Source organism: Flavobacterium cyanobacteriorum (assembly GCF_002251835.1).
Classification (GTDB): domain Bacteria; phylum Bacteroidota; class Bacteroidia; order Flavobacteriales; family Flavobacteriaceae; genus Flavobacterium; species Flavobacterium cyanobacteriorum.
Window position 1 is genome coordinate 23,616 of record NZ_NOXV01000296.1, and the last position, 12,469, is coordinate 36,084.

The 12,469-nt window shown below is 40.3% G+C and carries 10 protein-coding genes and 1 pseudogene; 5 read left to right on the forward strand and 6 right to left on the reverse strand.

What is annotated here, in order from left to right; translation table 11 throughout:
* Nucleotides 1-2 precede the first annotated feature (2 nt).
* The 3 genes from CHU92_RS12305 to CHU92_RS12315 form a co-directional block, all read right to left on the reverse strand.
* Nucleotides 3-2,255, reverse strand: coding sequence for a DUF3987 domain-containing protein (locus CHU92_RS12305; protein ID WP_094416006.1), 2,253 nt, complete (start codon nt 2,253-2,255; stop codon nt 3-5).
* A 32-nt stretch (nt 2,256-2,287) separates the two neighbouring features.
* A complete protein-coding gene (locus CHU92_RS12310; RefSeq protein WP_094416008.1) occupies nt 2,288-2,572 on the reverse strand; it encodes a helix-turn-helix domain-containing protein in 285 nt (94 codons plus the stop codon).
* Between the two features lie 200 nt (nt 2,573-2,772).
* Entirely contained in the window at nt 2,773-3,177 is a 405-nt protein-coding gene (locus CHU92_RS12315) for a hypothetical protein (protein WP_094416010.1), read from the reverse strand.
* Between the two features lie 361 nt (nt 3,178-3,538).
* Here CHU92_RS12315 and porQ point away from each other — a divergent pair, with 361 nt between their 5' ends.
* The 4 genes and pseudogenes from porQ (at nt 3,539) to rpsA (ending at nt 8,755) form a co-directional block, all read left to right on the forward strand.
* Nucleotides 3,539-4,564: a type IX secretion system protein PorQ gene (gene porQ, locus CHU92_RS12320; protein WP_094416012.1), complete on the forward strand. Its 1,026-nt coding sequence runs from the start codon at nt 3,539-3,541 to the stop codon at nt 4,562-4,564.
* Between the two features lies 1 nt (nt 4,565).
* Nucleotides 4,566-5,258: a (d)CMP kinase gene (cmk, locus tag CHU92_RS12325; protein ID WP_094416014.1), complete on the forward strand. Its 693-nt coding sequence runs from the start codon at nt 4,566-4,568 to the stop codon at nt 5,256-5,258.
* A 75-nt stretch (nt 5,259-5,333) separates the two neighbouring features.
* Nucleotides 5,334-6,706: pseudogene (locus CHU92_RS12330) on the forward strand (nucleoside permease).
* 276 nt (nt 6,707-6,982) lie between these two features.
* Nucleotides 6,983-8,755 carry a 30S ribosomal protein S1 gene (gene rpsA / locus CHU92_RS12335; RefSeq protein WP_094416015.1) on the forward strand — a complete coding sequence of 591 codons (1,773 nt, stop codon included), beginning with the start codon at nt 6,983-6,985 and terminating at the stop codon, nt 8,753-8,755.
* A gap of 153 nt (nt 8,756-8,908) precedes the next feature.
* On the opposite strand, the gene CHU92_RS12340 is transcribed toward rpsA, so the two are convergent.
* Nucleotides 8,909-9,715, reverse strand: coding sequence for a lysophospholipid acyltransferase family protein (locus CHU92_RS12340; RefSeq protein WP_094416017.1), 807 nt, complete (start codon nt 9,713-9,715; stop codon nt 8,909-8,911).
* Between the two features lie 40 nt (nt 9,716-9,755).
* Nucleotides 9,756-10,319, reverse strand: coding sequence for an NUDIX hydrolase (locus tag CHU92_RS12345; RefSeq protein ID WP_317044701.1), 564 nt, complete (start codon nt 10,317-10,319; stop codon nt 9,756-9,758).
* A 136-nt stretch (nt 10,320-10,455) separates the two neighbouring features.
* Here CHU92_RS12345 and CHU92_RS12350 point away from each other — a divergent pair, with 136 nt between their 5' ends.
* Nucleotides 10,456-10,899: a DUF4268 domain-containing protein gene (locus CHU92_RS12350; protein WP_094416021.1), complete on the forward strand. Its 444-nt coding sequence runs from the start codon at nt 10,456-10,458 to the stop codon at nt 10,897-10,899.
* Nucleotides 10,900-10,982: 83 nt separating this feature from the next.
* Here CHU92_RS12350 and CHU92_RS12355 read toward each other — a convergent pair whose 3' ends face one another.
* Nucleotides 10,983-11,879 carry a hypothetical protein gene (locus tag CHU92_RS12355; protein ID WP_094416023.1) on the reverse strand — a complete coding sequence of 299 codons (897 nt, stop codon included), beginning with the start codon at nt 11,877-11,879 and terminating at the stop codon, nt 10,983-10,985.
* Between the last annotated feature and the right edge of the window lie 590 nt (nt 11,880-12,469).

Sequence of the window (12,469 nt, forward strand, 5' to 3'; positions counted from 1 at the left end):
CTTTACTGCTTGATTTTTTGATAGATGCCATTGCGGGTTTTCTCAATCCATTTGAACGCTACCAACTTAGATAAATAAAGGTCTGCGGTCCGCACTTTGATGCCGAATTGAGCTTCGGCAAGTGTAACGGCTTCTTTTCTGCGGAAAGAAGTTGGGAGCTTGTCAAAGAATTGCTTTAGCAATTTGTCGGTAACGGTGGCTTGTTTGGGCAGCTCTTTGAACATAAAAACGGAATGCTCCTGATATACTTTCACCAACTTTAAGGCAATGTCGAAATCTTCATCTGAGCAGATTTGTTCCGTTGATAGTTCGCCATTGTCAAAATACCTGAGTGCAGTGATAATCATTGCCACACGATAAAGAATAAGCCCTAAACGCTTGGAAGTACTGGAAAGGTCTTCACTTACAAAGGTTGCCAATGTATTGAGGCAATCATCACCATATGCATTGAGTTTGACCCATTGTTCAGGTGTGAGCTTGAAACGGACTGTTTCATAGTTTTGAAGGAACTCAACGAAGTTGAGCACTCTGTCTGACAATGCTTCAAAATGGGCTGTTAAGTTGATGCCGTTTAAGGTATCACTGGCAGGTATCCACACAATTTCAGATTTAAAGGTGTAGAAAATGAAGCGGCTGAATAAGCCGTCTTCTGCTGACTTAATTAAGTTTTCAACTTGTCCGGGTGTACCTGCCAATGCTACGGATAAACGAGGCTTTTTTAACTCTACCCACTCTTTATTGGTTTTACGGCTGTATGAAATTGGTTCGTGATGGTACGCCTTGCGAAGCAAGTCGGAATAGCTGCCCCAATCTTGTTTGAGAACTGCACCCATTGTGTCGGCTTCTGTTTCGCAAAAAATGCCTTGTTCGTCACCTTCTTTTAGGTGTTGTATTACTCTTGCACTGCTGTTGTTGGCAGGGATATAGAGTACTTTAAAAGGTGGTTCTTCGGGTGGTTCTAATTCTGATATATCCTGCTTTTTGTCTGTAAGTTTTCGTTTGTACTCCTGCAATTCAATCTTGTAGATTTTTAGTTTTTCGGTGCTTTCTGCTACCAGTTTATCGTGAAATTTATCGCCTAATGCTTTGGCAAAAGTGAGTGACCCTTTGCCGCTTGCGGCAGGGGCAATGATGAACACAAACAAGTTGGCATAGTGTTCTTTGGCACGGTATAAGCCCACTACATTACGCATACAGCCACTAATGATACTCAATGCACCTGTGAGGAAAATATCTCTTTCTCTGCGGTCTTCAAATACGCTTGATCCATTTTTCAGAATTTCGGGCAGTAATGGGAACACTTCATCAGGAATGAAAGGCATATTCATCAAGAGCTCGTCTTTTGATTGTGGGGTTGCTTCGTTGGTTTTTGCAAAGTCTGCAAACTTTGCAAAGTCTGCTACATTGTTTTTATAGGCACTTTGAATGGTGGGGGTTGCTTCTTCGGTATCGAGGTCGAAGTTTTGCAAAATATAGCCAAGGGCTATGTTTTCGGGTATTCCGGCACGGTTGCAGTTACAAGCCAACAAATGTACATAGTTGTTTCGGTTGCCTTCGGTGTAGTTGGCTTTACGGTCAGTAAAGTCAACACACTTGCCAAACACTTCTAACCAATCAGTTTCATCTGAACTGCCTTCTGTATGCTTGGCTGGTTCTTGCTCTGCCTTTGGCTTTTCCTTTTTCGGTGGTTCTTGTGCTGCCGTTTCAATGTTTACATTGAACGGTTCTGCGTTGATATTGCGGAAGCAATCAGGGTCGTAGGACATAAAGCATAGGCGACAAACATCTTTGCCTGATGGGTCAACGACAAGCTGCAAAGCTTGTTCGTAATAATCGGAAACCTGCTGGAACGCTAATTTGTGATGATCTGCGGTACTGTTTACAGGTACGATAATTTTTAAGCCGTTGCCACTTGGACTGATAAAAGCGGCAAAAGTGTAGGGAGCTAAAGCGACCAAACTTTTAGCCCTTTCTAAATCTTCGGGGCTTAATTTGTCTAAGTCTAAAATTACAAATCCGCTGTATTGCGTAAGCAATTCAGCCTTACGGCCACTTTCAAACGTGCCTGATGGGGTGAATGCCGGGAGTTGTTTTTTGAGTTTGTCGGCTTCTTTTTCTTGATTTTCGGTAATGAGCTTGCGAATTGCTTCTACTTGCTCTTTGTACTTGCCTTCTTGAATTTGTTTGGTGATGATGATTAGTGACTTGTGCTCTACTAAATGCACATAGTTTTGAAATATTGATGCTGTTGCCATTTTTTCTAATTTTTACAGGGTTATTAAACTGATTACTTTCTTTTCTTGAATGCTTGGTTGTAATTGCTATCGAGTAGCTTTTGCACATCACTCATACGGTAGTAGATTTTGCTACCTACTTGTGAGAAAGAAATGATGCCTTCGTCACGCCACGTTTGGGCGGTTCTCTTGCTGACATTCATCAGCTGGAGAAATTCTTGGTTGTCCAGAAAGAGGTCTTTAGGGTCTTTCTGTTTTTCGGTTAAAACGGACTTGATTTCGTCCATTCGCTTCAACAGTTCTTGATACTGTTCTTTTGGTAAGATTACTGCTTCCATTGTTTTGAAAATTTTGATGTTTATGAATGATTTCGGAAGCAAATTTGGGCAGTAAGGAGAGGCTAAAACCCTTTGCAGAAAAGGGTTTGGAGTAAGGTGTAGAGTGTAGAGTATGCCAAAAAAAACGCCAAGCTGTTAAGCCTGGCGTTTGGTGATGGATGAAAGAATTTTAAAACTTTCGAGAAGGTGTAGAGTGCAAATCAGAGAATATTGACCGCTTTTTCAATGATGGCTGCTCGGGCAGGTGTTTTTTGTGTTCTGAGTTTGTCTTTGGTTAGTTCTGTGCCATCAGCCATTTCAAAACAGTTGATGGTTATTTCCCATTGTTTCTGCTTGGTGTCTTCTACCTTTTTGGCTGTGTTGTGCAGGGTTTTGATGAAATGGGCTAATTCTGAAATATTTCCTGTCCAGATGATTTTTTGTTCTACTGGTCTACCTGAAAAAACACTTCTTAAATTTCCAATCTTTGTTTCCTGATGAATTAAAGCGTTACGCTTTAATGAATCCATCAGATAGGTAATGTTTGGTTGATCATTATTATAGTGAATATAATTGAACGAAGCCGTCTCACAACTTGAGACGGTTTTTTTACGTTTTTCTTGCATAAAAGAGTTGTAATTTGTATATTTATATCTGATTTACAGATNAAAAAGTGAAGTAAAAAATATTCAGGGGGTTTTGTTTTGAAAAAAAGGATATAAAACCAAAATTATCCAACAAAATGGTTAAGTTTGATAGTGTTAAATTTTATTTAGGACAGGATTGAACTTTTATTAAAAATGGTATTCATGTGTGCTGATACTGCTGTATTAAAACAGTAGAAGATAAACAGGATGATGTGCGTATCTTTGTGATCGTAAAAGAAGAATTTCAACGTGAATTGCATTTGGCTAATAAATCATTCAACCTTATATAAAAAATAATATCTTCGCATCTGCGTTATAAAGGCAGTTTCACATTACAACAATGTTTAAAAAACCGTTTATTTACTTCCTGTTACTCAGTCCTGTTTTATCGTTCGGGCAGATAGGCGGTAAATATACCTACCAGTTTTTAAACCTTGTAACCTCGCCCAGGCAGGCAGCCCTTGGTGGTAAAATAATTACCCTTTATGATTATGACGTAAACCAGGGGATATTTAATCCCGCGACTATAAATCCTGAAATGGATAACCACCTCTCGGTTAACTACGGGAGCTATTACGGCGAAGTGAGCTATGGCACGGCGGCTTATGCCTATACCTGGGACAGGCATGTACAGACATTCCACATGGGTGTCAATTATGTTAATTACGGCACATTTGAGGGCCGGGATGAAGCCGGGTTGCTGACGGGCGATTTTACAGGCAGTGAAATTGCACTTTCGTTTGGCTATGCCTATAACATACCCTGGACGGATATTTACATTGGGGCAAATGCAAAATTTATTTCGTCAACGCTTGAAAGTTATAATTCTTTTGGTGCAGCCCTGGACATCGGCGCTATATATATTGATGATGTAAACGACATTAATATTGCACTGGCTATAAGGAACGTGGGTACACAAATAACAACCTATGCAGGCCAGCAGGAGCCTCTGCCGCTTGAAATAATTGCGGGGATATCGCAGGAAGTAGAAAATGTACCGATACGATGGCATATCACACTTGAAAACCTTCAGCAGTGGAATATCGCTTTTTCTAACCCTAACCGCGCCCAGCAGGGCATTGACGGTAGCAGTACCGAAGAGAAGGTTTCTTTTTTTAATAACGCGCTGAGGCATGTTATACTTGGGGCAGAGCTTTTTCCGGGAAAAAGTTTTAATTTGCGTCTGGGTTACAATTTCAGGCGGGGAGAAGAGCTTCGGGTTGTGGAGCGGCGGAACTTTTCGGGAATTTCCGGTGGGCTTAGCCTCAGGATGTATGATGGCCTGCTGCGCTTTGATTATTCTTACTCACGCTACACGCTTGCAGGTAATACCAGCCTCTTTGGTTTAACGATAAATCTTCAATAACTTGGATAAAAAAATTACTATTGCCATAGACGGCTTTTCATCAACCGGAAAAAGCACGCTGGCTAAGCAGCTTGCCCGTACCCTGGGGTATGTGTATGTTGATACCGGTGCCATGTACAGGTCCGTTACCTATTTTGCGATGCAGCAGGGCCTCATAAGCAGGGAACATTTTGATAAGCTGTCGCTTATTGAGAGGCTGTCGGAAATAAGCCTGCAATTTTTATTCAACCCAAACCTGGGTTATGCTGAAATATACCTTAATGAAGTAAATGTTGAAGCAGAAATACGTACGCTTGATGTAAGTAACCTTGTAAGCCGTGTAGCTGAGGTATCAGAAGTGCGTGCCAGGCTGGTGGAACAGCAAAAGCATATGGGTGACCACAAGGCTATAGTTATGGACGGTAGGGATATAGGTACCGTAGTTTTTCCTGATGCGGAGCTGAAACTGTTTATGACGGCCAGCCCTGAAACACGTGCACAGCGCCGTTTTGAGGAACTGACGGCAAAAGGCCAGCAGGTAACGTATGATGAAGTGCTTAAAAATGTGCAGGAGCGTGACTATATTGATTCTCACAGGGAAGATTCACCGCTTGTAAAAGCAGATGATGCCATTGAAATAGATAATTCACACCTTACTATTGAGGAACAATTTGAAAAAGTGATGCTGCTGGTACAGGAAGCAGCACAACTTTAACGTTATAGCTGTTTTAAAATCCGATTTTATTAATAGTTTTACAAACTGTTAATAAAACGTTAAACACGAGATTTTATGGGAATAAAGAATCGGCTGGTGGTAATGAGTTTCCTCCAGTTTTTTGTATGGGGGCATGGCTGATTACTATTGCCAATTACTGGTTCGGCACAAAACAGTGGGACGGCACCCAGTTTGGCCTGGTATTCGGCACCATGGGCATAGCATCTATCTTTATGCCAACTATAACAGGCATAATAGCTGACCGCTGGGTTAATGCAGAGCGTTTATATGGCCTCCTGCACATACTGTATGCTATAGTTCTTTTTATACTTCCGCAGGTAAATGAACCGTCAACATTTATATATGTTATGCTTATTGCGATGTGCTGCTACATGCCCACTATAGCATTGAGCAATTCTGTATCTTATACAGCGCTTAAAAATAACGGTAATGATGTTGTAAAAGATTTTCCGCCCATACGGGTATGGGGTACTATAGGTTTTATTGTGGCTATGTGGATAACCAACCTAACAGGCAATAAGGCCAGTGACTACCAGTTTTATATTGCCGGTATAGCAGCAATTATATTAGGGCTGTATTCATTTACATTGCCTAAATGTCCGCCACAAAATATAAAAACCAATGCAACAACTCTTGAAGCTCTAGGTCTGGAAGCTTTCAGGCTTTTTGGTACTTATAAAATAGCTTTATTCTTTATATTCTCAATGTTTTTGGGAGGTGCACTACAGCTTACGAATGCCTACGGAGATGTCTTTCTGGATGAGTTTAAGCATTTTCCAAAATATGCGGATTCATTCGTAGCTGAATATTCTACTATTATAATGTCGATATCCCAGATTTCGGAGACTTTGTTTATCCTTGCAATTCCTTTTTTCCTTAAGCGTTTCGGCATTAAACAGGTAATGCTGATAAGCATGCTGGCATGGGTGCTGAGGTTCGGGCTTTTTGCTTACGGTGATCCTACTACCGGGCTCTGGATGATTATTTTGTCCTGCATCGTATACGGTATGGCCTTTGATTTTTTCAATATATCAGGGTCGTTATTTGTAGAAACTACAACCAGCGCTAAGATTCGTTCATCGGCACAGGGCATCTTTATGATGATGACTAATGGTTTTGGTGCTGTTTTAGGTAGTTTTACCTCCGGATGGCTTATCGATAAATTTTTTACCCGCTCTTTCAATAATACAACTGACCTTGCAGCGTATCTTGATACAACACCGGATAATGCTTTAATGGCAAAATTTATAGCATATAGCCAGGTTAATGTTGATGCCCAGGGCATATTTGACAAAGCCGTAACTATGCGTGAGTGGCAGGATATCTGGCTGGCATTTGCTGTTTATTCCCTTGTTATAGCTATTGCATTTGCCATTTTGTTCAGGCACAGGCATGACCCAAAGGCCGTTGAGAATGTAACGCATTAGCATAATTTTTAAGTGTATAATATTAACCAACAAAGCCCTGCACAATCGCAGGGCTTTGTTGGTTTCAATAAACTGAGGTTAACCTGTTTTATTATTTTCATACTCCTAATGATATCTTAATAAAGATTTGTAAATCAAAAAAATAGTACTACCTTTGCGCACCTTTTGGCAGGCAGGGTTTCCTTAAGGTAATCAATTATTTATATGTAAAACGCTTCTGCTGTTTTACCGCTGCATGAAACCCGGTAAACGCAGGATACAAATTTATTTTTCAGCATGTCTGAGCAAACAAAAACAAAAGATGAATTTTTAAAGGAGTTCAACTGGCATAACTTTGAAGAAGGCATTGACCCGGTAGATGAACAAAACCTGAGAGAATTCGAAAATTTAGTTGAGAAAACTTTTATTTCCACTGAAGGTGATGAAGTAGTAGAAGGTACTGTAGTACGGATCACTGACAGGGATGCCATTGTGGATATCAACGCAAAATCGGAAGGTGTTATTTCGCTTAACGAATTCCGTTATAACCCTGGCCTTAAAGTTGGGGACAAGGTAGAAGTACTCATTGATGTTCGTGAAGATAAATCAGGGCAGCTTGTACTTTCTCACAAAAAAGCACGTACCATAAAAGCCTGGGACAGGGTTATCAATGCTAACGAAACAGGCGAGATCGTTAATGGTTTTGTTAAGTGCAGGACCAAAGGCGGTATGATTGTGGACGTTTTTGGCATTGAGGCATTTTTACCAGGCTCACAGATAGACGTAAAACCTATCAGGGATTACGATCAGTATGTAAACAAAACTATGGAATTTAAGGTTGTTAAGATCAACCACGAATTCAAAAACGTTGTAGTTTCTCACAAAGCGCTTATCGAGGCTGATATCGAAGTTCAGAAGAAAGAGATCATCGGCCAGCTTGAAAAAGGCCAGGTACTTGAGGGTGTTGTTAAGAACATCACTTCATACGGTGTATTCATTGACCTTGGCGGTGTTGACGGACTTATCCACATCACTGACCTTTCATGGAGCCGTATCAACCACCCGAGCGAAGTGCTTGAGCTTGACCAGAAGCTTAATGTGGTTATCCTTGACTTTGATGATGAGAAAACACGTATACAGCTTGGCCTTAAGCAGCTCAACCCGCACCCATGGGATGCGCTTGACGCTAACCTGCAGGTAGGTGATAAGGTTAAAGGTAAAGTAGTTGTTATTGCTGACTACGGTGCGTTTATTGAAGTTGCTGAAGGTGTTGAAGGCCTTATCCACGTTTCTGAAATGTCATGGTCTACACACCTGCGTTCTGCACAGGACTTCGTTAAAGTAGGCGATGAGGTGGAGGCTGTAATCCTTACACTTGACCGTGAAGACCGTAAAATGTCTCTTGGCATCAAGCAACTTACCCAGGACCCTTGGACTGACATCACTGCTAAATATCCTGTAGGCTCACGCCACACAGGTATCGTTCGTAACTTTACAAACTTCGGTATATTCGTTGAGCTTGAAGAAGGTATCGACGGGCTTATCTACATCTCTGACCTTTCTTGGACTAAGAAAATTAAGCACCCGAGTGAGTTTGTTAATGTTGGTGACAAATTAGAGGTTGTAGTACTTGAACTTGACGTTGAAGGACGCAAACTTTCCCTTGGCCACAAACAAACCCAGGCTAACCCTTGGGATAAATATGAAGACTCTTTCGCTGTAGGTACTGTACACAACGGTACTATTGCCGAGATTGTTGACAAAGGCGCTACTGTAGAGTTTGGTGACGATATTGTTGCTTTCATCCCTACACGCCACCTGGAGAAAGAAGACGGTAAGAAGCTTAAAAAAGGCGACAACGCAGACTTTAAAGTTATTGAGTTCAATAAAGAATTCAAGCGTGTTGTAGCTTCTCACACGGCTACTTTCCGTGATGAGGAAGAGAAGAACGTAAGGGCTGCACAGGAGTCTGCTGCTTCATCTTCAAACAATGCCGAGAAAACCACTCTTGGTGATATCGATGCACTTTCTCAACTTAAAGAAAGGATGGAAAAGGGAGAGAATAAATAATCCCTGATTCTTATAATAAATAAAAGCCCTTCCGGAAACGGAGGGGCTTTTTGTTTTAAATATATATTTAATATTTACAGTTTTATTTTGCTAAAAATGATAAACATATGTGCCGGTAAGTTTAGTACAACATGAAACTGCTACAATTAAAATTTAATACTGCCATTTCCGCTGCTGGTCCAGCTCCTTGTGTTCCTCAATAACCTCTGCAGGTATTACCTTCAGAAAAGAAGGATGCTGTTCTATGGCAAATTCAATTTTTTCGATAATTGATTCAACAGATTCATTATCATAATCAATTTCTAACGGCTCCTTGATTATAAATGACTGCAGGATACCCTTTTTCTTGAGCATCAGCCCTTTTTTATCAAACGACCTCCTGAAACCGTCAATTACGATAGGTACCACTACAGGCTTGTGCTGCTTAATGATATGGGCAGTCCCCTTCCTTATGGGTTTAAAAGGCTTAGTCGTTCCCTGCGGGAAGGTTATTACCCAACCGTCTTCCAGGGCTATTTTGATATTTTCAGTATCATTAGGATTTACTTCTCGCTGCACATCCCTGCCCTTCGCCCTCCATGTACGCTCTACAGTGATGGCGCCGGCATAGGCAAGTATCCTGGGCAGCAGGCCTTCTTTCATGGTTTCACGGGCGGCAACATAATAAATGTTTAGCTTAGGATTCCATATATAGCCTATTATGTTCTTAATATTGTCTTCCCTGCCTTTGAGGCTCGCATTAAAAACGTGGAACATGGCTACCACATCGGCAAAATAGGTTTGGTGGTTTGATATAAAGAGGACATTTTTGTCAGGCAAAGCCCTTATAATTTCAGAACCGTCAATATACAGTTCATTAAATCCCCTGTAGCGGCGGTGTGTGAGTATTCCGAAAATACGTATCAGCCATTTTTTCAGGAAGAGTATATGCCCGAAAGGATTCCGTTTAAATAAACCCATAGTTTTTTAACAAATAAAAGGCAAAATTACAAAATCCCTACTATTGTAAGGCACTTTTTATTGTGTCTTTAAGCTCACTCATAATCATAGCGGTAGCTCCCCATACAATATTGCCTTCAAACAGGAATGCGGGTACAATAATATTTTGAGCATACGAGGTTTGCATGGGTGTTGATATGATTATGGAATCATCAAGGAAAATATCAAGAGGCAGTTCCAGTATCGCATCTACCTCATCAGGATTAGGCTCAAATTGTAATTCGCCGTATGAAATACCCATAAAGGGCATCACCAGAAAATTGCTTGGCGGGATGTAAATCTTACTAAAGGGCATCACTACCTCGATTTTTTCAGGCGCAATACCTATTTCTTCATAGGTTTCCCTAAGAGCCGTTTGGGCAAAACTGGCGTCCGTGGGCTCCGCCTTACCACCTGGAAAAGATATTTGCGAAGAATGGACTCCGGGATATGCATTCCTTCTTATAAGCACGAGGTGTGTCATATCCTTTTTTGAATAAAAAAGCATCATCACAGCGGAGTGCCTGGGGTTCATTTTGGTATAATAATCAGGCGAAAGAAAAGCAGGCCTGCCTTCAGGTGCCATTTTTACGTGTGCCCGCAGGGCTGGTAGCTGCTGATTTAGTATTTTTGGAATATATTTAATAAACTCGGAGAATATCATCGGGGTGTATTGAATGATAAAGATACTCAAAATAAACTGTCGTAAGACCTAGTATACTATGTTCAGCAAAGCAGAAGCACAAAAAATGAAGAAAGAGTTCTGGACGGCCTTTGCGGAAGCCTATCCGCGCAAATGGCTGCTCTATAATACCCGGATTAAAGATGTGTCTTTCAAGTTTTATGTTGATAATAAAAAAGCGCAGGTGATGCTGGATATCGAACCGCGTGAGGAAGATAAGCGGCATATATATTATGAAAAAATGGAATCCCTAAGAACTATTTTACACGAAGAATATCTTCCGGAAGCTATTTTTGAAAAAGACTACCATCTTGAAACAGGAAAGGTTATCAGCCGCATCTGGGTAGAAAAAACAGGTATAAGCCTGTATAACATGGCAAGCTGGGCCGCCATATTCAGATTTTTTAACATCAGTATGAATGCTTTTGAACACTTTTTCTTTGAATACGAAGACTACCTCAGGGATCTTGATATCAATACATAAAGGGCCATTAATCCTTAAATCTTCTGCCTCTCTACAGGATTGAATTGTAATGATGAGTAAACTCCGCCTTGTCCCAATATTGCTTAAGGTTGTGGCCTGAACACAAAATCAATCATAGGTAACAGTACATAATTAGGGGCATTGGTACCACCACCTCCATAAAAGCGGGCCTGGTGTATGGTAATATTACCCTCTGTTACAGGTAATATGTCAGTTGCTCCCTGCTTCACCGTCCCTACTCCCGTTCCGTTATTATTGTTTGGTATAGAGCGCCTTATGGTATAATTAGTATTTGCCTCAAGGCTTACGGGTGGTATAGATACATAGCTAATGGCAGTATTACTAAAAGTATGATTACCGGTATAAAGCACTGTATTATTATCATCAACAATTTCAATCAGATATGCAAGTGTAGCTGTTTCGCCTTTATAGCCAATACTGCAAACAGTACCGGCCTGGCTTATACTAAAAGTATATTCATGTGTATAGGTGTCCATGATAAATTGCTCGTTACCACTAATGCTGTTGTAGGCCTGTGCAAATAAGGTGTTGGTAGTTACGCAGGAATTTGCGGTACACTCGGCTATTTCGGTTTCCAGCGTATCCAGAAAAGCGTCATTACTGATAATGCTTATCTCTTCCCCGTTTCCGCTAACAGCAAACGGAAAAATGATGGCATAAGTGGCGCCTTCACCAAGATTATTAATAAATGTAAGGAGTTCGTTTGTATTATTAAAGGTAAACCGGTCAGCTACTACAAAACCCTCAGCATAGGTAGCAACAGTAATAGGATATATTATTTCCAGGCAGTCTATTTCTCCTGATGCCAGTGCGGACAGTTGTGTGGTAACTTCCGACAGTGAGTTTAGGGCATAAGGATTCCCATTAACTACAACATCGTCTGAATCGTCACCAATACAAGAAGCCATAAGCATAGCCGCCAAAAATGCCAGGGGAATATTTTTAAACAACTTATACATCGTAAAATTTTTGAGTTATATACCAGCACAAATAAAAGATAAAATAACGATATTACATAAAATAGCCGGCCTTAATATAAAACCGGCTAAAAAAATATGAACATTATCCTACCTCTAAATAAAAAAGGCAGGCTGTGAAGCCTGCCTACACACAGAAAAACTAAAAATTATAAGATTTCTTTTTCACGCAATTTTGTCTTATATATTTACAAACAAGTGAATAAAAAAATACCCTACTTCATTTTTTAATTTTTTTTTAACCAGGCGGTTTTACCGCTTATTGCAGCAAATTATTATAATCAGCATGGACTTCGTCGCGGGTTTTTGAACTTTGATGCGGCCTATAGCGCTACAATATTATTTTGCTTCCATTTTCTATTATTACGAATAGCTGTACAATTAATTTCAGACTGTTATAAAGAACATCTAAATAGGGTGCTAATCTTTTATAATTTTTTTACTAATAAAATGTTCTCCAAATTTTACTACTATAGTATACAAACCTGAATGCAGCATTCGTAGATCGATTTTATCTGATTCTGCATCAATAGCGTCCTAAACAATAAAAAAAAGAATGGTTAGTTTTTAAC

Coding starts and splice junctions, on each gene's coding strand:
- CHU92_RS12350 (WP_094416021.1), top strand. CDS start 10,456: ATGTTCAGCAAAGCAGAAGCACAAAAAATGAAGAAAGAGTTCTGGACG.
- CHU92_RS12310 (WP_094416008.1), bottom strand. CDS start 2,572: ATGGAAGCAGTAATCTTACCAAAAGAACAGTATCAAGAACTGTTGAAG.
- porQ (WP_094416012.1), top strand. CDS start 3,539: ATGTTTAAAAAACCGTTTATTTACTTCCTGTTACTCAGTCCTGTTTTA.
- CHU92_RS12340 (WP_094416017.1), bottom strand. CDS start 9,715: ATGGGTTTATTTAAACGGAATCCTTTCGGGCATATACTCTTCCTGAAA.
- CHU92_RS12305 (WP_094416006.1), bottom strand. CDS start 2,255: ATGGCAACAGCATCAATATTTCAAAACTATGTGCATTTAGTAGAGCAC.
- CHU92_RS12345 (WP_317044701.1), bottom strand. CDS start 10,319: ATGGCACCTGAAGGCAGGCCTGCTTTTCTTTCGCCTGATTATTATACC.
- CHU92_RS12355 (WP_094416023.1), bottom strand. CDS start 11,879: ATGTATAAGTTGTTTAAAAATATTCCCCTGGCATTTTTGGCGGCTATG.
- rpsA (WP_094416015.1), top strand. CDS start 6,983: ATGTCTGAGCAAACAAAAACAAAAGATGAATTTTTAAAGGAGTTCAAC.
- CHU92_RS12315 (WP_094416010.1), bottom strand. CDS start 3,177: ATGCAAGAAAAACGTAAAAAAACCGTCTCAAGTTGTGAGACGGCTTCG.